This window comes from Bradyrhizobium sp. 138 (assembly GCF_023074075.1).
Classification (GTDB): Bacteria; Pseudomonadota; Alphaproteobacteria; order Rhizobiales; family Xanthobacteraceae; genus Bradyrhizobium.
The window spans coordinates 131,926-151,921 of sequence record NZ_JADPKT010000007.1 but is presented as its reverse complement, the minus strand read 5'-3'; the positions used below and the strand labels follow the sequence as shown (position 1 = coordinate 151,921).

17 protein-coding genes are annotated in these 19,996 nt (G+C 64.5%); 8 read left to right on the top strand and 9 right to left on the bottom strand.

Features of this window, described 5'->3' with window-relative positions:
• Positions 1-262: 262 nt before the first annotated feature.
• Complete coding sequence (locus IVA79_RS05070) at positions 263-1,234, top strand: SDR family NAD(P)-dependent oxidoreductase (RefSeq protein ID WP_247550762.1); 972 nt, start codon at positions 263-265, stop codon at positions 1,232-1,234.
• Positions 1,235-1,482: 248 nt separating this feature from the next.
• Entirely contained in the window at positions 1,483-2,595 is a 1,113-nt protein-coding gene (locus IVA79_RS05065; protein ID WP_247550761.1) for an alpha/beta hydrolase, read from the top strand.
• Positions 2,596-2,608: 13 nt separating this feature from the next.
• On the opposite strand, the gene IVA79_RS05060 is transcribed toward IVA79_RS05065, so the two are convergent.
• Positions 2,609-3,115, bottom strand: a complete 507-nt coding sequence (locus tag IVA79_RS05060; RefSeq protein ID WP_247550760.1) for a MarR family transcriptional regulator — start codon at positions 3,113-3,115, stop codon at positions 2,609-2,611.
• Between the two features lie 415 nt (positions 3,116-3,530).
• On the opposite strand from IVA79_RS05060, the gene IVA79_RS05055 reads away from it, so the two are divergent.
• Positions 3,531-5,018 (top strand): porin, encoded by a 1,488-nt coding sequence (locus tag IVA79_RS05055; protein WP_247550759.1) that lies wholly within the window; start codon positions 3,531-3,533, stop codon positions 5,016-5,018.
• A gap of 271 nt (positions 5,019-5,289) precedes the next feature.
• Here the strand turns inward: IVA79_RS05055 and IVA79_RS05050 are convergent, their stop codons facing one another.
• The 3 genes from IVA79_RS05050 to IVA79_RS05040 all read right to left on the bottom strand — a co-directional run bounded on the left by IVA79_RS05050 (position 5,290) and on the right by IVA79_RS05040 (position 7,175).
• Positions 5,290-5,763 carry a GcrA family cell cycle regulator gene (locus tag IVA79_RS05050; protein ID WP_247550758.1) on the bottom strand — a complete coding sequence of 158 codons (474 nt, stop codon included), beginning with the start codon at positions 5,761-5,763 and terminating at the stop codon, positions 5,290-5,292.
• 72 nt (positions 5,764-5,835) lie between these two features.
• Positions 5,836-6,033, bottom strand: coding sequence for a hypothetical protein (locus tag IVA79_RS05045; protein WP_007603456.1), 198 nt, complete (start codon positions 6,031-6,033; stop codon positions 5,836-5,838).
• Positions 6,034-6,233: 200 nt separating this feature from the next.
• Positions 6,234-7,175, bottom strand: coding sequence for an acetamidase/formamidase family protein (locus tag IVA79_RS05040; protein ID WP_247550757.1), 942 nt, complete (start codon positions 7,173-7,175; stop codon positions 6,234-6,236).
• A 167-nt stretch (positions 7,176-7,342) separates the two neighbouring features.
• Here IVA79_RS05040 and IVA79_RS05035 point away from each other — a divergent pair, with 167 nt between their 5' ends.
• Genes IVA79_RS05035 through IVA79_RS05025 form a run of 3 tightly spaced genes read left to right on the top strand, consistent with a single transcriptional unit; the run spans position 7,343 to position 10,137 of the window.
• Positions 7,343-8,110, top strand: a complete 768-nt coding sequence (locus tag IVA79_RS05035) for a YdcF family protein (protein ID WP_247551422.1) — start codon at positions 7,343-7,345, stop codon at positions 8,108-8,110.
• 56 nt (positions 8,111-8,166) lie between these two features.
• A complete protein-coding gene (locus IVA79_RS05030; protein ID WP_247550756.1) occupies positions 8,167-8,949 on the top strand; it encodes a DUF169 domain-containing protein in 783 nt (260 codons plus the stop codon).
• A 9-nt stretch (positions 8,950-8,958) separates the two neighbouring features.
• Positions 8,959-10,137, top strand: a complete 1,179-nt coding sequence (locus tag IVA79_RS05025) for a saccharopine dehydrogenase NADP-binding domain-containing protein (protein WP_247550755.1) — start codon at positions 8,959-8,961, stop codon at positions 10,135-10,137.
• A 113-nt stretch (positions 10,138-10,250) separates the two neighbouring features.
• Here the strand turns inward: IVA79_RS05025 and IVA79_RS05020 are convergent, their stop codons facing one another.
• Positions 10,251-11,447, bottom strand: coding sequence for an FAD-dependent monooxygenase (locus IVA79_RS05020; RefSeq protein WP_247550754.1), 1,197 nt, complete (start codon positions 11,445-11,447; stop codon positions 10,251-10,253).
• Positions 11,448-11,594: 147 nt separating this feature from the next.
• Here IVA79_RS05020 and IVA79_RS05015 point away from each other — a divergent pair, with 147 nt between their 5' ends.
• Positions 11,595-12,071, top strand: a complete 477-nt coding sequence (locus IVA79_RS05015; RefSeq protein WP_247551420.1) for a MarR family transcriptional regulator — start codon at positions 11,595-11,597, stop codon at positions 12,069-12,071.
• On the opposite strand, the gene IVA79_RS05010 is transcribed toward IVA79_RS05015, so the two are convergent.
• The 3 genes from IVA79_RS05010 to IVA79_RS05000 form a co-directional block, all read right to left on the bottom strand.
• Positions 12,040-13,296, bottom strand: a complete 1,257-nt coding sequence (locus IVA79_RS05010) for an O-antigen ligase family protein (protein WP_247550753.1) — start codon at positions 13,294-13,296, stop codon at positions 12,040-12,042. The genes IVA79_RS05015 and IVA79_RS05010 overlap by 32 nt on opposite strands.
• A 70-nt stretch (positions 13,297-13,366) precedes the next feature.
• On the bottom strand, positions 13,367-14,914 hold the full coding sequence (locus IVA79_RS05005) for an undecaprenyl-phosphate glucose phosphotransferase (RefSeq protein ID WP_247550752.1): 1,548 nt from the start codon (positions 14,912-14,914) through the stop codon (positions 13,367-13,369).
• A gap of 117 nt (positions 14,915-15,031) precedes the next feature.
• Positions 15,032-16,165: a glycosyltransferase family 4 protein gene (locus IVA79_RS05000; RefSeq protein WP_247550751.1), complete on the bottom strand. Its 1,134-nt coding sequence runs from the start codon at positions 16,163-16,165 to the stop codon at positions 15,032-15,034.
• Between the two features lie 202 nt (positions 16,166-16,367).
• On the opposite strand from IVA79_RS05000, the gene IVA79_RS04995 reads away from it, so the two are divergent.
• The gene (locus IVA79_RS04995) at positions 16,368-18,662 is read left to right on the top strand and encodes an exopolysaccharide transport family protein (protein ID WP_247550750.1); all 2,295 of its coding nucleotides are present in this window, start codon (positions 16,368-16,370) and stop codon (positions 18,660-18,662) included.
• A gap of 142 nt (positions 18,663-18,804) precedes the next feature.
• Here the strand turns inward: IVA79_RS04995 and IVA79_RS04990 are convergent, their stop codons facing one another.
• On the bottom strand, positions 18,805-19,986 hold the full coding sequence (locus IVA79_RS04990; RefSeq protein ID WP_247550749.1) for a GNAT family N-acetyltransferase: 1,182 nt from the start codon (positions 19,984-19,986) through the stop codon (positions 18,805-18,807).
• Positions 19,987-19,996 lie beyond the last annotated feature (10 nt).

Below are 19,996 nucleotides of genomic sequence, written 5' to 3'. Positions count from 1 at the left end.
TCAACCCAGCGTCCGGAGTCCATTTGGCGATTCGGATTGTAAAAACTTTGCCCATAAACCGAAGCCGGACAAATATGGGAACCGGCCGAAAATGTCCGATTGTGGGGCCAGGCGACCGGCCAATAGTCCGCCCACCGAAATAAGCGATCGAAGATCGCAGCACGCCGCTTTTACCTGCGGATGCAGCGCTGCTACATTTCGCGCGTGCCGGCGAATGGCGCAGTAACCAAGAAACATACCGACAGGGAGGGACCGAAGTCCCATGAAGGATTTTGCTGGAAAGATCGCGGTCATCACCGGCGGCGGCACGGGCATGGGGCGCGAGCTCGCACGGCAGCTCGTGGCCGAGGGCTGCAATGTCGCGATGTGCGACGTCTCGGAGGCCGCGATGGCCGAGACCAAGCGGCTCTGCGAGGCCGAGAAGCTGCCGCAGGGCCTGCGCGTCACGACGCATGTCGCCGACGTCGCGATCGAGGATCATCTCAAGCGTTTTCGCGACGAGCTCGCCGAGCAGCAGAAGACCGACAGGATCCATCTGTTGTTCAACAATGCCGGCATCGGCGGCGGCGGCAGCCTGTTCACCAACACGCGCGAGCAGTGGGAGCGTACCTTCAACATTTGCTGGGGCGGCGTCTATCTCGGCGTGCGCACCTTCCTGCCGATGCTGGTCGCCGCGGACGAGGCCCACATCGTCAACACCGCCAGCGTCAACGGCTTCTGGGCCTCGATCGGCATGAGCCAGGCCCACACCGCCTATTGCTCGGCCAAGTTCGCGGTGAAGGGATTTACCGAAGCGCTGATCAACGACCTGCGCCTGCACGCGCCGCACGTCAAATGCTCGGTGGTGATGCCCGGTCACATCGGCACCTCGATCGTCTCGAATTCGCGCAAGGTGCAGAGCGCCGATGGATCGGAGCGGCTCAACGCTGACGACATCGCGCTGACCCGCAGGCGCATGGCCGCGGCCGGCGTGCCAGATGCTGACAAAATGTCGGACGAGGACATCCAGGCGGCGTTCGTCGAGCGCGCCCGCAGCTTTCTCGAGGATGCGCCGACCACGGCGGCAGAGGCCGCGAAGATCATTCTCGACGGGGTCAAGGCGGAGCGCTGGCGCATCCTCGTCGGCGAGGACGCCAAGCGCATCGACGCACGCGTGCGCGCTACACCGGAGCAGGCCTACGACCGCGCCTTCTACGAAAGCCTTACGCAGGAGATCAGCTGGCGGCTCGGTTGAGGCCGCCTCCGGGCGGGCGCCGATATAGGTATGATGACCATCATAGCAAGACATGCGCGAACAATTTTGTGTGCCACCTCTTGCCAATGTGCGCCCGCTCCATGACCCATCGGAATATCACGCATGCGACTGACGATGTTCAAGCGATGGTGATCTGAAACGCCTCTCATCCGGCGCATGGCTGCTTGGTTGGGGAACCGAAATAGTTTAGTCAATCAGGGGTAACGCGATGACAGAGCGTAGCTCCGATGATACCCGCATGCCTCTCGGACGACTGGACCTTTTGCCCGGAGCGAGAGGATATCTCCGCTGAATTCACCCGGTTGCTCACCGCGGCCCAGGAGGGCGGCGCCACCATCGCCGAATGCCTGATGATCGCGCGGCAGCTGAAGCGGGGCGACGACCGCTCCTGGCATCGCGAGTGGAAGCGGCTGGCGCAGGCCAATCGGCAGCGCGCCGAGGCCGCGTTCGCGGATGGTCATATGGCCAGCGCACAGCGCAATTGGCTGCGCGCGATGAACTATTATGGTGCGGCGGCGATGCCGCTCGAGCCGGATGACGAGCGCCGCTGGGTTGCGGTGCTCGCGATGCAGGATTGCGCTCGCCGCTACCTTTCGGCGCGCAGCCCGACGGGCGAGGTCGTGACGATTCCCTGGCTCGACGGGCACGCGTTGCAGGGCTACTTCCTCCCAGCGCCGTCGGAAAGCGGCCGGGCGCCGACCGTGATCTGCATCGGCGAGCCCGGCCACCGCAAGGAGGAGTTTCTGTTCAAGCTCGTGCCGCATGCGCGCGAGCGTGGATTCTCGCTGCTGGCGCTCGACCTGTTCGGCGACCAGCGCGACGATTATATCGATGCGCTGCTGCGGCGGAGCGATCTCGAGAGCGCGATTCCATGCGTCATGGACTATCTGGAGACGCGCAGTGACGTCGATTTCGCGCGCGTCGGGATCATCGCCGACGGCTGGGGCTCGTCCTTCGTGGCGCGCGCGGTGTTGCAGGAGCCGCGGCTTGCCGCCGCCGTCTGCGACGGCGGCCTGTGGGACCTGCACGAGCGGGCCTTCTTCGCCAGCCGTTTCGCGATGAGCGACGTCAGCATCGTTCCGGTGCCGCATGCGCCGCTGATGGCCTCCAGCGCCGATTGCCCGGTGCTGATCACGCTCGGCGAGGACGGCTGGCTCAAGGCCGACCGGGCGCGTCAGCTCGTCCGGAGCTCCCGGCTCGGCAGCTCGGATGTCATGCTGAAAGTGTTCACTGCGGCGGAGACCGGCGCGGCGCAGGCCCATGCCGACAATCCGAGTCTTGCCAACGAATACATCTTCGACTGGTTGGAATCGCGGCTCGGCGCCGGCGGGCGAAGCTAGCGGCGGCCGGGCGTCAGAAGTCCAGGGTGAGGCGAACGCAGGCCTTTTCCAGGCGGGTCTTCAACGTCGCGAGCTTGGTGGTGAATTCGGCGAGCTCGGCCTCGTCGAACTCCTGGAAGACGAATTCCTTGATGGTCTTGTACTGCTCGTTGAGGCTCGCCAGGTGCTTCTGCGTCTTCTCGGTCAGGGACAGCCGAACCACGCGCGCGTCGGTCGGCGAGGGGCGGCGGCGCAACAGGCCCTTCTTTTCCAGCAGCTTGGACTGGGTGGTGACGAAGGACGGATCGACGTGGAGGAGCTTGGACACGACGTTGACCGGAATGCCGTCGTCCTTGTCGAGGTCGGAGATGGCCATCAGGATCAGCCATTGCGGGCCGCTGATGCCGAGCGTCCTCGCCCAGAACTGACGCAGCTCCTCGAGATACATGTTGATCGACGATATCTCCCAGGTGAAGCGCCTGATGATATCCAGGTTGCCGATGGTGCGCAGGCGCACGCCTTCCTTCCTCGTCGCGGACACAGCGTCACTCCCGCAGGTTGATTCTCTTTCCCATGGCTCATTTGCGGCGGACATAGTCCACGCAATGCTGCTCTGACGCAAGTGCAGAGCAGGGTAATTGTGTCATGCAAATTACAAATATGACCCGATCAGGCTTTTTCACCCAACATCGGTGTTGCGCCGAGGACACAGAGTAAGTGAAACCACAAACCTGATCTAATAAACTATTTTGATTAACGGAACGGCGCGGGCATATTGATCCGTGACGGTGGGGGGTTCTCGATCGTCCCGTTGCAGGTGGTTCGCTCACGTCCCTCGCGTCGAATGCGGGTACGTCCGAAAAACGCGAAGCGGCCGAGCGGATTTGATGAAGAGACGGGGATCTGGGGGGCCGCACGGTCCGGTCTCCGTGAAATGAGCAACTTGGAGGTTTTAAATGAAAGTGGTGAAGAGCCTTTTGCTCGGCACTGCGGCGACCCTGATCGCCGTCGGTGGAGCTCAGGCGGCTGATCTTCCGGTCAAGGCCAAGGCGGTCGAATACGTGAAGATCTGCTCCCTGTATGGTGCGGGTTTCTACTACATCCCGGGCACCGACACCTGCATCAAGCTGGGTGGTTACGTCCGCGCTGACATGCTTCTCGGCGGCGGCGGCGACTATGGCTTCAGGAACAGCTCGAGCACCGTGAACGGTGGCTCGAACAACCGTCTGACGAACTACTACTACAGCCGCGCTCGTCTCGACTTCAATATCGATACCCGCACGGCGACCGAATACGGCGTTGTTCGCACCTACGCCGACGCGGTCTTCAGCTATGACTCTACGAACGTCACCGGCAGCAATCCCTCGGCGTTCTCGACCAGTTCGGCTTCGCTCGGTCTCTACCATGCGTTCATTCAGTTCGCTGGTTTCACCTTCGGCCGCACGGTCTCGATCTTCGACGCTCCTTGGCAGAGCTATCCGGCTGGCGGCCCCGACACCATTCCGGGCGGCTCCAACCACGTCAACGGTGTGAACCAGGTTGCCTACACGGCTGACTTCGGCCAGGGCATCACTGCTTCGTTCGCGCTGCAAGACGAGACCTCGGCGAACAATGGTCAGTCGAACCTCTGGAACGTGTCGTCGGGTACGGCGGCGCAGTTCGTGACCGGCGTCTATGGTGCCAGCGCCTGGGGCGGTACGCGTTCGCCCGATATCATCGGTCAGGTTCGTGTCGACCAGGCCTGGGGTCTGGCTCAGCTGTCGGTTGCCGCGCATGAGCTTCATGCGGCCTATTACGGCGCGACTGAAGTCTCCGGTCATCCCTCCGACAAGTGGGGCTGGGCCGTGGCGGGCGCCTTGTCGATCAAGAATATCCCGACCGGCGCGGGCGACAACATCAACCTGCAGGCCGTCTACACGGACGGTGCGACCCGCTACAACTTCCAGAGCCTGTTCCCGCAGAGCTTCTTCATGTTCAGCGGCAGCAGCAACGGCGCCTATCAGAGCACCGGGTTCGCCGGTGTTGCCGACGGCGTGTTCGGAACGGCTACCGGCATCGATACCGTCAAGACCTGGGGCGTCCGCGGTGGCTATACCCACAACTGGAGCCCGAACTGGGCGAGCGCAGTGTACGGTGGTTATGCCCAGCTGCGGTACGGCACGACGGGCAAAGGCCTGATCTGCACCAACTTCGCTGCGATCGCCGTGGCCGGTTCGACCTGTAATCCGGACTTCAACTTCGCGGTGGTCGGTGTCAACACCGTGTGGACCCCGGTCAAGAACCTGGCGTTCACGGCCGACCTCAGCTGGTCGCGTCTGGACCAGAAGTACTCTGGCTCCATCGCGAGCCCGGGCATCGCCTCGGCTGCAAAGCCGGCGGCCGTGTACGAGCTGAAGGACCAGAACTCGGTGAGCATGCTGCTGCGCGCTCAGCGCAACTTCTGATCATCGATCGCAAATCGATCGGAGAACCCCGGCGGGAAACCGCCGGGGTTTTTTCGCGGGCATTGGCCTTCTGAAAAATCGAATGGTGTTGCGGAACACGAAGGCGAGCCATGCGATTCGACGGCGTCAAATTTATTTACTTACTTGAGCTACTAAGCTATATAGCTCTCAGCCAGATACGAAAGTTGCGGCTCTTAGCTTCATGCTAAGCCTCCAGAAACCTCCGGCGATGCCCCGCCGGAGGTTTTTTGTTGTCTGGATGCGCGCAACGTCAGCCGCGTATCGCACGGGCGCGCGCGTTCGTCCGGTAGGCGAGGCGGCTGTGGCCGGCGCAATAGGGCTGGCCGTCGGGCGCGGAGTTGCCGCAGAAGCAGAAATCCTCGGCACCCGGCGTCGAGATCGGCCAGCGGCAGCGGTTCTCGGCGAGCTCCAGCAGCGAGCAGCGATTGGTGTCGTCGATTGGACCTGTCACCACGGGTGCATCGGTGTCGCCATAGATCGTGGCGAGCATCTCGTATTGCAGCCGTGGCACGGCCCTCGATGCTCGCGCCAGGCCCCGCTCCTGAACCTTGCGATCGTCGTTCGTCCTGCCACGCGTCAGATTGAGGCGAGACAGCTTGCCGATCACGGCGTTGCGGCTGACGCCGATATCGGCGGCGATCTCGCGGCAGGAGAGGCCGGCCTCGAAGTGCCGCTTCAGAAGTTCGATGCGCTCGTCGGTCCAGGTGGGGGAGAGAACAGGCATGTGGTGCGGTCCCAGGTTGCAGATGTGGCCATCCGCCTCTCGAGATCGGTCCGCTTCACGTTCGGCGCGCGCTCACGTCCTGCCATTGTCGCGAATCGACAAAAGCCCGTCCTTGATGGCGAGACGGATGCCTTCCTCGATCAAGGTACGCGCGACGCCGGGAACGCTGGTGCCGTGGGTGCCCTGTCTCACCAGCTTCTCCAGGTAGGTGATGGTCGAGAGCGCCAGGGTTACGGGAATACGGTCAGTCTCGGCTTTTTCGGTGGCCATGGCCCGAACGCTAGCCTCTTACTCAGGTACATAAAAGTAACGATTAAGACTCTATTTAGGTTCAGGGGAGGAAGTCAAATGCAGCCTGCGCTTGACGCTCAGCATGTTGGAATCGCACGAGAAATTAGACGCGACTGAGCTCGCCGCGCGGAAGACCGGCGGCGGCCGCGTCGTCAACAGGTCGGGGAAGAGCGCCGGGCTCAGCCGTGCACGATCGCCTTTTCGATCATGCAATGGATGCCCTTGGCGCCGTTGACGGTCTGGGTCACCCTGAGATCGGCGGCGAGGCTGCACAGCGTGTAGGCGTCCTCGCGCGACAGGCTTCGCGTCTCGCCGAGCAGCGTGATCATGTCGCGCAGCGCGCGCACCACGCATTGGTCGAGGTCGGGATCCATCGCCATGGTCATGTAGTGGGTCGCGGTCTCCGCGCGCGGATAGTCGAACCTGAGGTCCTTGCGCAGCGTCAGGCGAAAGCGGCCCTGCAGCGCAGTCTCGATCGCGGTGACGCAGACTTCGCCGTCGCCTTGCACGCCATGGCCGTCGCCGCAGGAGAACATCGCGCCCGGCACGAACACCGGCAGATACAGCGTCGCGCCCGCACCTAATTCCTTGTTGTCGAGATTGCCGCCCATGGCGCGCGGGATCAGCGAGGAGATGCGGCCCCAGCTCGGTGGCGGTGACACGCCCATCACGCCGAAGAATGGTTTGAGCGGCAGGTCGAGGCCCCACGGCATGCGGCCGACCATCCGGGTACGATCGAGCGGGATGTTGAGGATGCGCGTCTCGTGGAAATCGTCGGGCAGGGTGCCGGACAGCGGCTTGATCATGTTCCAGCCCCAATCCTGCCGGAGCTGAACGTCGAGGATCTCGACCGCGAGCACGTCGCCGGGCTCGGCGCCTTCGACCGCGATCGGGCCGGTGAGGATGTGGCCGGGCAGCATGCGCTCGTTGGTGGCATGAACCTCGTGCATCTCGGGCGGAATATGAAACTTGTCGCGGTCGGGCAGCATGTCGGGACCGCCGCTGATGGTGTCGACCGTCACCTCATCGCCGCTGGCGATGGTGAGGACGGGCTTGAGCGCGGCTTCGAAGAAGCCCCAATGGCAGGTTTTGGCGCTGGAATGCAGGTGGTGATGGGTCATTTGCCGCGTCCGGTCGCTTTCATCAGGCCGGCCTTGACCCGGCGATCGATCCTCTTCCAAGAAGATTTCCGAGGATCGCCGGGCGGGTCAAGCCCTGCGCAGACTGGCAAGCTCATTCCCGCGAGGCTCCCCTGTTTTTCGTTCTGTCCAAGACCCTCGGCACCGCGCTGCTGCCGATCAACCTTCTGGTCGAGCTCGGCATCCTGTCGCTGCTGCTGATGGTGACGCGCTTCGCCGCGCTCGGCCGCAAGCTTGCCGTGACCACGCTGGTGCTGCTGGCGCTGGCGGCGTTCTCGCCGCTCGGCAATCTCCTGATCTATCCGCTTGAATCGCGCTTTCCCGCGTGGGACGCCTCGCGCGGCGCGCCCGACGGCATCATCGTGCTCGGCGGCTCGGTCGACACCGATCTGTCGAAGGCGCATCGCACGCCGGTCGTCGCGCACGCAGCCGATCGTCTGTTTGCGCCGGCCGAGCTCGCGCGCCGCTATCCGAATGCGCGCATCGTGTTTACCGGCGGGACCGCGAACCTGGTCTCCACCGATTCCAGGGAGGCCGACTACTCCGCGCCGATCCTGGAAAATCTCGGAATCTCGAAGGAGCGCCTCATCCTGGAACGGAGTTCGCGCAACACCTGGGAGAATGCGATCTTCACCAGCCAACTGGTGACGCCGAAGCCGGGCGAGCGCTGGCTTCTGGTGACGTCGGCCTTCCACATGCCGCGCTCGATGGGAATCTTCCGCAAGGCCGGATTTGACGTCGAGGCCTATCCCGTGGACTGGCGGATGGGCGGACGTGACGATCTTTTTTCCTTCACCAACATAGGCGCGGACGGGCTGGGCCGGACCGAAGTTGCTATGCGCGAGTGGATCGGCCTCGTGGCTTACCGCCTGATGGGCAGGACCGGCGAGTTGCTTCCGGGCCCCAGCAAGGACTAGAACGAGGACCACAAAACAAGAATACGCAGGCGGGAAGCGCCGGCCCGGAGGAAGCCATGCAACAGCACAATGCGGACAGCATCGATCTTGCCGGCCTCGTCGCCGATCTCAACAGCCTGCTGCGGCTGAAGACGAATGTGATCGGCATGAAGCTGTTCGCGCAAGCGGCCGAGATGGAGGCGATCCCGAAAATCCGGCGGCCGAATGCGATCCACACCACCGATCAGATCGTCAGCATGGCCGCACGGCTGGGCTGGACCGTCGGCATCACGGCCGATGACCTCGTCGGTGCGCAGTGCCGCGCGGTGATCGGGCTTAGCCCGCAGGACGACAAATGGCTCGCCGGCGAAAATTATGTCGGGGTCTGGCACGGCACCGCGGAGGATGCGCGCAAGCGCCAGGAGGCGCTGGACGTGGTTCCGTTCGGCCAATATCAGGCGCTCGCCGTCAGTCCGCTCGCGAGCGGCCGGCTCGATCCGCCCGACATCTGCCTCGTCTATGCGACGCCCGGGCAGATGATCATCCTGATCAACGGGCTGCAATATACCGGGTACAAGAAGTTCGAATGGGGCGTGGTCGGCGAGACCGCTTGCGCGGATTCCTGGGGGCGGGCGCTCAAGACCGGGGAGCCCAGCCTGTCCTTGCCATGCTATGCCGAACGGCGCTATGGCGGCGTGCCGGACGAGGAGATGCTGATGGCCTTGAAGCCAGCGCATCTCGCCAAGGCGGTTGTGGGCATGAAGGCGCTGGCCAGGAACGGCCTGCGTTATCCGATCCCGCCCTATGGCATTCAAAGCGACGTCCGTGCCGGCATGGGCGTGAGTTACGCGAAGAAGTAAGGGACGAGCATGAGCTCTGCGAAATTCGACATCGTCGTCTACGGTGCGACCGGTTTCACCGGCCAGCTCGTCGCCGAGTATCTGACGAGGCAATACAAGACCGACAATTCGCTCAAATGGGCGATGGCAGGCCGCAGTCTCGGCAAGCTGAAATCGGTCCGCGATGCGATCGGCGCGCCCGGGAATACGCCGCTGATCGTTGCGGATGCGTCGGACGCGGCCTCGCTGAAGGCGATGGCCGAGCAGACGATGTCGGTGATCACGACGGTCGGTCCGTACCAGCTCTACGGCGAGGAGTTGTTAGCTGCCTGCGTCGCCACCGGCACGGATTATTTCGATCTCTGCGGCGAACCGGTCTGGATGCGGCAGATGATCGACAAATACGAGGCGGCGGCCAAGGCCAGCGGTGCGCGCATCGTGTTTTCCTGCGGCTATGATTCCGTGCCGTTCGAACTTGGGACCTTCTTCGTGCAGGAAGAGGCCAAGAGGGTATTCGGCGCGCCGGCGCCGCGCGTGAAAGGCCGCGTGCGTGACATGCGCGGCACGCTGTCAGGCGGCACCGCGGCAAGTGCCAAAGCGACCTTCGATGCGGTCGCCAAGGACCTCAGCCTCGTCGCCATCCTCAACGATCACTTTGCGCTGACGCCGGGCTTCACCGGCCCGAAGCAGCCGAAGGGCAACAGGGCGATCCTCGAGGATGATCTGCAATCCTGGGCCGCGCCGTTCATGATGGCGCTGATCAACACCCGCAACGTCCATCGCTCCAATATGCTGATGGGTTTTCCCTACGGGAAGGAGTTTGTCTACGACGAGATGGTTCTGACCGGTCCCGGCGAAAAGGGTGAGGCCAATGCCAAGCGCGTGATGGCGGTCAATGCCGAGAAGACCGGCCCGAACGCGCCGAAGCCGGGCGAGGGGCCGTCGAAGGAGGAGCGCGAGAACGGCCTGTTCAATCTGCTCTACGTCGCCATCGCGCCCGACGGCCGCATGGTCCGCGCCGGCGTCACCGGCGACCGCGACCCCGGCTACGGCTCGACCTCGAAGATGATCTCCGAATGCGCGATCTGCCTGCTGCGCGACGCCACGGATGTTCCGGCTGGCTTCTGGACGCCGGGCGCAGCGATGCAGCACAAGCTGATCAAGCGGCTGCAAGACAATGCGGGGCTGACATTTGATGTGGAAGGGTAGTTCGGTATCGTAGGGTGGGCAAAGCGAAGCGTGCCCACGAATGTGCCGATTTCGACGAGATCGTGGGCACGGCGCTTCGCGCCTTTGCCCACCCTACGGCGGTGTTCGTGCCGCTACACCGCCCGCGCATCATACGCGTACATGAACTCCATGCTCTTCGATCCCAGCGGCAACAGCCATTTCAGCATCTGATTGCGGATCCAGGCGCCGGTGGCGCTGAATTCGCGCTTGCTGTTGCCGTTGCGGCGCGCCATGGCGACGATCTTCTCGGTGCGCGGGCGGCGCTCGGCTTCGAAGGCCTGGAAGGTGACGCCGAGCTCCTGGCCCTCCTGCATCAGGCGGGCGAGCCGCATCGCATCTTCGAGCGCGAGCGAGGCGCCTTGCCCAGCATGGGGGCTGGTTGCATGCGCGGCGTCACCGATCAGCAGCGAGCGCTTGCGCGACCACGTCGGCAATGTCGCGACGTCGAGCGTGTCGGTGACGACGATGTTCTCCGCGGCGTCGATGATGGCGGGGATGGGATCGTGCCAGCCGCGGTGGAAGCCGCGCAAATGCTGCTTCAGCGTCGCCGGGTCGAGCGCGCGAAACATCGCCGCGTCCATGCCGTGCGCCGGCTGCGTGCTCCACCACATCACGCCGTCGTTCGGATCCGGGCTGCAATAGCCGTAGCCGAAGAAGCCGCTCTGGCCGAAGGTCGTCTCGACGTGCCGGCCGATCGATCTGCCGTCGAGCACGGCGTGCGGCACGAAGCCGCCGAAGCCGATCAGGCCGGTGTCGAACGGTTGCGGCCCGTCAGGCACCACCTGGCGGCGCACTACGGAATGCACGCCGTCGGCTCCGATCAGGAAGTCGCCCTCGGCCGTGCTGCCGTCGGCGAAATAGGCGATGATCGGCTGGTCGCCGCGGTCCTCGATCTTGATCAGGCGCTTCTCGAAATACAGCGAGACGCAGGCACACCAGGCCTTGTCGATCAGGATCTCGTTCAGCGTGGCGCGGGAAATGTTGAGCGCCGGCTGGCCGAAGCGCCGCGCCATGTCGCGGTTGATCGAGCCGAGCCGTTCGCCGCCTTGCGAATAGAAGTCGAAGGCCTCCGCGACTGAGCCGCGGCTGATCAGCTCATTCGCCAGCCCGATCTCGTCCATCACATGCATGCCGTTCGGCGCGATCTGAAGGCCGCCGCCGATGCCCTTCGAATAGGGCCAGGCCTCGTAGATCGCGGACTCGATGCCGGCGCCGCGCAGCAGAATCGCGGCCACGGGTCCGGCAATGCCGGCGCCGATGATCAGCGCCTTGCGGGGACGATAGGACATGGCTTGCTCCCGACGTTTCCGTGGTGCTAGGAGAAATTACGGCCACTAAATCTCTTAGTGGCTAAGATATATATCGCCTAAGATATGAGGCCGACCTTGTCAAGGACGAAGGCGCGCACGGCGCTGTTGCAGGAACTGGAGGAGGCGATGCGCCGGTCGTCGGCGCAGGGTGTGCTTTATGGCCAGACCGTTGCGAACGTTGCCGGAATTGCCAATTCCGACCTTGAATGCATGGACATCCTGTACCTCGAAGGCCGCGTGACCGCCGGCCGCCTCGCCGAGGTCACGGGCCTCACGACGGGTGCCATCACCGGCGTGGTCGACCGGCTCGAAAAGGCCGGCCTGGTGCGCCGCGAGCGCGACGAGAAAGACCGCCGCAAGGTCTTCATTGCGGTCGTGCCGGAGGCGGCGATGAAGATCGGCCAGTTCTACGTGCCGATGCAGCAGGCGATGGAGAGGGTCTTCGTTGGTTATTCCGACGAGGAGTTGCGGCTGCTGCTGCGTTTCGCCAATGAGGGCTACAAGGGTGTGCTCGCGGCGACGGAGGCACTGAAGGGCCTGCTCGACACGCCGCCGGAGAAGCGTCCGGCTCTCAAGCTGAAGACGCGTCCTCGCCAGCCCTGATCCTGTAGATCTGTGCGGCCGCGATCATGCCCCACATCACGCCCAGCATCATCCAGAAGTGTCGCCAGTGGTCGGTGTCGATCACCAGGCATTCGCCGACGGTGCCGACGAAGGCGGCGAATACGGCGAGATAAGCGCGCTGCCAGGGCACACGGACGAAGACGTGCCGGAAGCCCATGATGACGGTGGTGAGGACCAGCGCAGGATAGCACACGCCGGCCAGCCAGCCGCCGGACATGAAGGCGTTGAGATAGGAGTTGTGGGTGTCCTCGGGGAAGAACCGGTGGAATTGCAGCGGCCCGATGCCGAACGGCAGGTCGAGCGCCATCTCCGCGCCGAGGATATGCCGGCCGAACCGGCCGAAGCGTCCCTCGTCGTAGCTCTGGTCGAAGCTTGCGCGCTGCTTGAACATCTCGGCGGTGGAATCGAACGACAGCAGCACCGCGATCAGCGCCAGCCCCAGCACCGCGGCGACGATCGCCATGATGATGATGCGCGAGCGCTGCGCGTTGGTGCGGCTGGTCAGCACCATCAGCGCCAGCATGAAGGCGGAGGTCAGCACCAGCCCGCCCCAGGCGGCACGGGAGAAGGCGAGCAGGATCGCCAGCGACATGATGCCGAAGGCGAGGACGTGGCGAAAGGCTTTGCCGAGCTTGTCCGAAACCACGCTCTGAAGCGCGAACAACGCGGGCAGGATCAGAAAGGCGCCGAGCACGTTCGGATCCTTGAACGTGCCGCGCGCGCGCCCGTACAGCGTGAGGAGGTCGTTGCCGCCGGGAACCAGGTGGAAATAGCCGGCGACCGCCAGCACCGAGGCGACCATCGCGCCGACCACGAGGCCGCGGCGGAGCATGTCGAGCCTGGCCAGCGTATCCTCGGACATGACCATGGCGAAGAACACCACGGTCACCGCCATGTACCAGGAGGTCGCGATCCAGCTCACCACCTCGGACTTGTCGAACAGCGGGATCGCGCTGATCGTGTAACCGACATTGAGCAGGATCAGCAGCGCCACCAGCGGCATCAGCGCGAGCCGTAAGCGCAGGCCGGTGGCGAAGAACATCACGGCGGCGAGCAGCGTCACGATCTCGTAGGGGCTCGGCTCGATGAAGACGACCGCGCCGGAGGCGCCGACCAGCCACACCAGCGCGCGCTGCAGCGCCAGCACGCCGGGCGCAGCCGATGCGGCCAACTTCACTTCACCGGCTGTCGCCGCATACGCCATCACACGCTCACGCTGCTCGTACGCTACAATGCGCTGTCATCGCCCGGCTCGACCGGGGCATGACGGAAACTCAATACGCGTTCTCGTTCTTGGTCAGCAGCGAGATCGGCGTCTTCAGGAGAATGAAGAGGTCGAACAGCACCGACCAGTTCTCGATGTAATAGAGGTCGAACTCGACGCGCTTCTGGATCTTCTCTTCGTTGTCGATCTCGCCGCGCCAGCCGTTGATCTGGGCCCAGCCGGTGATTCCAGGCTTGACGCGATGGCGGGCGAAATAGCCGTCGACGGCCTCGTCGAACAGCCGGCTCTGCAGCTTGCCTTGCACCGCGTGCGGACGCGGACCGACCAGCGAGAGATTGCCGGCGAACACCACATTGAAGAGCTGCGGCAGCTCGTCGAGGCTGGTCTTGCGGATGAAGCGGCCGACGCGGGTGACGCGCGGATCGTTCTTGGTCACGACCTTCGACGCCGTGGGGTCGGCCTGATGGTGGTACATCGAGCGGAATTTGTAGACGTCGATGCGCTCGTTGTTGAAGCCGAAGCGCTTCTGGCGGAACAGCACCGGGCCGGGGCTGTCGAGCCTCACCGCGAGCGCGACGAGGCCCATCACCGGCAGGGCCGCGAGCAGGGCGAGGCTGCCGACCACGCGGTCGAACAGCCATTTCATCACGAGGTCCCAGTCGGTGATCGGCGCCTCGAACACGTCGAGCGTCGGCACCTCGCCGAGATAGGAATAGGAGCGAGGCCGGAAGCGCAGCTTGTTGGTGTGCGCGGAGAGGCGGATGTCGACCGGCAGCACCCAGAGCTTCTTCAGCATCTCCAGGATGCGCGTCTCCGCCGAGATCGGCAACGCGAACAGCACGAGATCGACACGGGTGCGGCGGGCGAATTCGACGATGTCGTCGACCTTGCCGAGCTTGCGCGCGCCGGCGCAGGTGTCGAGCGCGCGGCTGTCATTGCGGTCGTCGAACACGCCGAGCACGTGGATGTCGGAATCCTCCTGCGCCTTCAGGGCTTCGACCAGCTGCTCGCCATTGCTGTCGGAGCCGACGATGATGGTGCGGCGGTCGAGCCGGCCCTGGCGCGCCCAGCCGCGCACCAGCGAGCGCAGCACCAGACGCTCGGCGATCAGCGCGGCAAGCCCGAGGAAGTAGAAGGCGGCAAGCCAAAGCCGCGAGATTTCGCTGCCGTATTTGGCGAAGAACGAGATGCCGATGAACAGCAGGAAGACGAACGACCAGGACGAGATCATTCGTGTCATCTGCCGCAGCTGGCCGCGGAACAGCTGCACCTGATAGATGTCGGCGGCCTGGAAGCAAACGACGGTGGCGACCGCCACGGCGATGACCTCGGCGGGATAGACCCAGCTGAAGCCGGAGAGCGGCATCACATAGCCGAGATAGAGCGCGACACCGACGAGGCTCAGCAGCGCGAAGTCTGCGAGGCGCACGAAGCCGGCGATCACGATCGGCGAATAGGCGCGGGCGACCTTCTGGTTGACGACGTCGAGCGCCGCGGGCGACAGCCGGCGGCGGCGCTCGACGAAGGGCTGGTCAGCGGGCTTCGCCGCAGCGCTGGCCGCGGCGTCGAGCATCGAGCGTGCGTTGAGCGGTTCCACGGGTGTCCACGTCCATTCCAAAGCCCACGGCACGGCCTTGCGCGCCCGGGCGAGCATCCCCTGGCCCTTCGATTATCGAACAAATCGGAAGATTTTCTAAAGCGGGTTTAAGGATGGTTAATGATTGGCAAACGCGTCGCGATAGCCGGCGATCACGCCGTCGACCATCGCCGCTTGCGAGAAATGCGCCGAGATGCGTTCGCGCAAGGTGACCGCGCGCTGCGCCGTTGTTTGGGGATTGTTGAGGGCGGCCGCAATCGCCTCGGCCATGGCCTCGGAATTGCTCGGCGCGAACAGGGCCGGACTGTCGGAGCCGAAGATCTCGGGGATGCCGCCGATGCGGGATGCGATCATGGGAATGCCGGCGGCGCCGGCCTCGATCACGACATAGGGCATGGAATCACCGCGCGAGGGAACGACCAGCAGCCGCCCTTTGGAAAAGCCGTAGCGTGCCTTGACGTGACCGATGAAGCGGATGGCATTGGTGAGGCCGAGCTCCTCGACCTGCGCCTTGAGCGCCGCCGTTTCCTCGCCGTCGCCGCCGAGCGTCAGCGTGACCTTCTTGCCGCCCTCGTGCAGGCGTGCCACCGCATCGACCAGGAGATCCGCGCCCTTGATGTGCCGGAACTCGCCGACATAGCAGAGGTCGGTGGCATCGTCGGCGGTCACGACAGGCTCGAACTCCTCCGGCGTGACACCGTTGAACACGCAATGCACCACGCCCTTGGGCGTGCCGACGATGCGTTGATAGGTGTCGCGGGCGAATGCGCTTTCGAACAGAAACAGATCGGTCGCATCCATCAGCGTCCGCTCGAGCCGCGCGTAAAACTCGCCCTTGAAGGTGTTGAGCGGATAATGCAGCGAGCCACCATGCGGGGTGTAGATGCGGATGGTGTCGTCGGAACGCCGCCGCATGCGGATGAAGGCGCCGGCCTTGGCGCCGTGGCCGTGCATGACGTCGGGCTTGAGCGTGGCAATCAGGCGCCGCATGCGAAGCCACACCAGGACATCGTCGGGCGAGGGTTCACGGCGGATCGCGAGCCGGTGCACACCGAGTTTCAGCCGCGGCGCGAGTTCGGCAAGGGCCTTGTCGGCGCGCTCGCCGCCGGTGAGGCTGTCGGCGAGAATGCCGACGTGATGGCCGCGGTCGACCTGGCCGTTGGCGACGTCGAGGATGTGGCGGAAGATGCCGCCAACGGGTGCGCGCACGGCGTGGAGGATACGAAGCGGCCGGTCGGGTGAGGGGGGCATGATCAAAACCAGCGCTCGACGACGGATATCGAACAATTCGACGAAATATCGCGACGGATTAAGAGCCCTCGTGGTTAACAAACGGTGACGAGCGCGAGCGCGGCGATCACCTGTCGTCGCGATTAACCCAGCGGCAACCTTAATGGAGTGTAATCGCCGGGGTTGAGGTAGCTTAGTGGCGTTGCCCCTGCGGGAGTGTTCGATGCGTTTAGCGTTTTGGCGTGCCGGCAAGGACCAGGCGGTGGTTGCGCGGGCTGTTTCAAAGCCCAAAGCCGACACCGCGCCCAAGGTTGAACGCAAGGTTGAAACCAGGGTTGAAGCCGAGGTCGAGGTTAAGCCTGCCGCCGTCCTCACCAAGCAGCCACAGATCGAATCCGGCGACATCGACCTGCACGCGCTCGGCGCGGCATTGGCGCGCCGGCGTGGCTGGATCATCGTGCCGACGGTGCTGGCGCTCGTCGCATCCCTTGCCGTCGTCAATCTCGTCACGCCGCGCTACAAGTCCGAATCGCGCATCCTCATCGATGGCCGCGAGAACGTGTTCCTGCGCCCGAGCAGCGACCGCACCGAGGAGCGCCAGGCGCTCGACGCCGAGGCCGTCACCAGCCAGGTGCAATTGGTGCTGTCGCGCGATCTCGCGCGCGAGATCATCAGGAAGAACAAGCTTGCCGAGCGCCCCGAATTCGATCCGGTGCTGCAAGGCATCTCGCCATTGAAGTCGCTGGCGGCGATGATCGGTATTGGCCGCGATCCGTTCTCGATGACGCCGGAAGAACGCGTGCTCGATTCCTATTACGAGCGCCTCCAGGCCTACGCCGTCGACAAGTCGCGTGTGATCGTGATCGAATTCCAGTCCGCCGATCCCGAGCTTGCCGCCCGCGTCGCCAATTCGATCGCCGACGGCTATCTCGTGCTGCAGCAGGGCGTGCGCCAAGAGCAGGCCAAGAACGCCAGCCAGTGGCTCGCGGGCGAGATCGAGAATCTGCGCAAGAAGGTTTCCGACGCCGAGGCCAAGGTCGAGGACTTCCGTTCCAAGTCGTCGCTCTTCATCGGTACCAACAACACGACGCTGTCGAACCAGCAGATGGGTGAAGTCAACACCCAGCTCAACAATGCACGCTCGATGAAGGCCGACGCGGAGTCCAAGGCGCGGTTGATCAAGGAAATGCTCCAGAGCGGTAAGCCGATCGAGGCATCCGAGGTCGTGAACTCGGAATTGATGCGCCGACTGTCGGAGCAGAGGGTGACGTTGCGCGCGCAGCTCGCCGAGCAATCGTCCACGTTGCTCGGAAATCACCCGCGGATCAAGGAGCTGAAGGCCCAGCTTGGTGACCTCGACAACCAGATTCGCGACGAAGCGGCCAAGATCTCGCGCTCGCTCGAAAGCGACGCAAGGATCGCCAGCGGCCGGGTCGATGGCCTGACCGTTAGCCTCGAGCAACTCAAGAAGCAGGCGGCGTCCACCAACGGCCAGGACGTCCAGCTTCGCGCGCTGGAGCGCGAGGCCAAGGCGCAGCGCGATCTGCTCGAGACTTATCTGGCCAAGTACCGCGAGGCCAACACCCGCGAGACCATCGACACGGCACCGACCGACGGCCGCATCATTTCACGCGCCATCGTCTCGAACACGCCGGCCTATCCGAAGAAGCTGCCGATCGTGCTGATCGCGACGATCGCGACGCTGCTGCTGTCGTCCGGCGTCGTCGTCACCGGCGAGCTATTGCGCCAGACCGCGCCGCGCGCGGTGGCGGCGGTCCGCCCGGCGCAGGCGCCGGCGCGCCGAGACGTGCAGGTCCAGCCGGCCGTCGCTCCCGTTATTGATCCCGGCATCGATCCCGCTTTGGCAGAGCCCGCGCCGCTCCAGCCGGAGATGACGAGCGATGGGGACGTCACCGAATTCACCGAGATCGAGCGTCTCGCCGACGGCCTGCGTGCCGCAGGCAGCGCGGCGAAGAAGGTCACCGTGCTCGGCACCGCCTCAGGCGAAGCCATCACGCTGTCGACGCTGACGCTCGCCCGGCATCTGGCGCGCGAGGCGCGCGTCGTCGTGGTCGACCTCGCCGCGTCCTCGCCGACGATCGCCGCGGTGTCGGTCGATGCTTCGGCTTGCGGCCTTGCCGAGCTGATGCAGGGCGAGGCGTCGTTCGCGCAAGTGATCACCCGGGACAAGCTGTCGCGGTTGCATCTCGTCATGGCCGGCCGTCCCGGCTTCGACCGTAGCCTCTTGCAATCGCCGCGAGTGACGCTCGCCATCGACGCGCTGCTGCGCGCCTATGATCACGTGCTGATCGATGCCGGCAGCGCCTCGGATCTTCCGGCCGAGCTGTTGACGGCGCATGCCCGCGCCGTCGTGGTGCCCGATGCGTCGATGGCGCCGGATGCGCGCACGCTGATGTGCGAGCAGCTGAGAGCGGTCGGCTTCAGCGAGGTGACCATGCTGAGCAAGCCGGTGCAGGCGTCGAATTCGACGGACGCGCCGCGCGTGGTGGCGGCGTAGGATTATCTCTCCGCGCACTCGGTTTCGTAGGGTGGGCAAAGGCGCGCTTGCGCCGTGCCCACCTCCAATCCGCTACAGTAATGAAAGACGTGGGCACGCTTCGCTTTGCCCACCCTACGATATCGACGTTCGCGGAGAGCTTTTACCCGAACGCCTGTCGCAGCCGGCGTGCCAAATCGAACAGCATCTGGTTCTGCTTCACCAGCCGCTTGCCGTGGCTGAGCGAGGACATCGCCATCGCCGCGAGTTTTCCGCGCGACGTCAGCGGGACGAAGCTGTCGAAGATCTCTTCGTCGTCCTTGCAGAACATCCGCTTGTAATCGTCCGAACCGATGCCGAGGTCGAGCGAGCGATAGCCGCGCTCGCCGTAGCGATCGATGATGTACCGCATCAGGATCAGGCCGGGACTGTAGCGGGCGTGCTCGGACATCGTATAGGTGTTGAACATCATCGAGAAGCGCTGGCCGTCGGCGACGCCTGCGAAGATCGCGATCACCTCGTCGTCGCATTCGAGCGCGTGGATGTCGATGACGCGGCCTTCACCGCGCGGCGCATGGCAGGCGCTGCGGACGAACTGTTCGACGCCGGGCTCGGCGAAGACGTTCGGGAGCTTCTGTTCCGCCATCCGCGCCGGCTTGACGCGGAAGAACCAGTCGAGCAGGCGGGTGACGTCTGCGTCTGACGTAGCAAGGTGATAGCGATAGCCGGGGAGCGCCTGGAGCTTCTTTTCCTTGCTCTTGAGGCGGCGGCGGAAGGAATTGCTGATCCGCGAAGCCGGCGGGCCGCCCGGCTCCATCACAAGCTGCGGGCAGCCGTTGATCGCGCTCTGCCGCGGCAGCGATGCAAACGGGTTCTGCTGGTCGTGCCAGCGCAGCGGCTGCTGCGTCAGCGCGAGCACGTCGATGTGCTCGCGGAGCGGCGCAAGCAGAGCCTCGAGATCAGCGGCAGCGGTTTGCGCAGCGCATTCGGCGTTCCACAGGCCCATGTTGAAGGTCGTATGCTTGCCGCCCATGAAGCAGGCGGTGCGCACGCCGTGGCCCTGGCGCAGCGAGAGCGGCAGCAGCACGAGCGGCTTTTGATCGGCGTCGCGGCCGATCACCACGAAGGGGCGCGCGCCCTCGCGCTCGCCGACCAGTCGCTGCCAGGGGCTCAGCAGATCGAACCGCTGATAGGGCGTGAAGAGATGGCCGGGCTCCTCGAAGGCGCGCCAGACCGTCTCGGCGGCGCCGAGATCGGTGACGATATCGACATGCGCGATACGGCTTGCTTTCGACCGCGCTGGCGCTTCTGCCGTCCGGCTTTGCATCGCCGCAGCCATGGTCATTCGCGAAACC

Bases quoted from the DNA above. Each gene is read 5' to 3' on its own strand.
- IVA79_RS04990 (WP_247550749.1), bottom strand. From the start codon at position 19,986: ATGACCATGGCTGCGGCGATGCAAAGCCGGACGGCAGAAGCGCCAGCG.
- IVA79_RS05020 (WP_247550754.1), bottom strand. From the start codon at position 11,447: ATGTCCTATCGTCCCCGCAAGGCGCTGATCATCGGCGCCGGCATTGCC.
- IVA79_RS05010 (WP_247550753.1), bottom strand. From the start codon at position 13,296: ATGGCGTATGCGGCGACAGCCGGTGAAGTGAAGTTGGCCGCATCGGCT.
- IVA79_RS05050 (WP_247550758.1), bottom strand. From the start codon at position 5,763: ATGCCTGTTCTCTCCCCCACCTGGACCGACGAGCGCATCGAACTTCTG.
- IVA79_RS05070 (WP_247550762.1), top strand. From the start codon at position 263: ATGAAGGATTTTGCTGGAAAGATCGCGGTCATCACCGGCGGCGGCACG.
- IVA79_RS05025 (WP_247550755.1), top strand. From the start codon at position 8,959: ATGAGCTCTGCGAAATTCGACATCGTCGTCTACGGTGCGACCGGTTTC.
- IVA79_RS05040 (WP_247550757.1), bottom strand. From the start codon at position 7,175: ATGACCCATCACCACCTGCATTCCAGCGCCAAAACCTGCCATTGGGGC.
- IVA79_RS05030 (WP_247550756.1), top strand. From the start codon at position 8,167: ATGCAACAGCACAATGCGGACAGCATCGATCTTGCCGGCCTCGTCGCC.
- IVA79_RS05015 (WP_247551420.1), top strand. From the start codon at position 11,595: ATGCGCCGGTCGTCGGCGCAGGGTGTGCTTTATGGCCAGACCGTTGCG.
- IVA79_RS05045 (WP_007603456.1), bottom strand. From the start codon at position 6,033: ATGGCCACCGAAAAAGCCGAGACTGACCGTATTCCCGTAACCCTGGCG.
- IVA79_RS05055 (WP_247550759.1), top strand. From the start codon at position 3,531: ATGAAAGTGGTGAAGAGCCTTTTGCTCGGCACTGCGGCGACCCTGATC.
- IVA79_RS04995 (WP_247550750.1), top strand. From the start codon at position 16,368: ATGCGTTTAGCGTTTTGGCGTGCCGGCAAGGACCAGGCGGTGGTTGCG.
- IVA79_RS05065 (WP_247550761.1), top strand. From the start codon at position 1,483: ATGATACCCGCATGCCTCTCGGACGACTGGACCTTTTGCCCGGAGCGA.
- IVA79_RS05000 (WP_247550751.1), bottom strand. From the start codon at position 16,165: ATGCCCCCCTCACCCGACCGGCCGCTTCGTATCCTCCACGCCGTGCGC.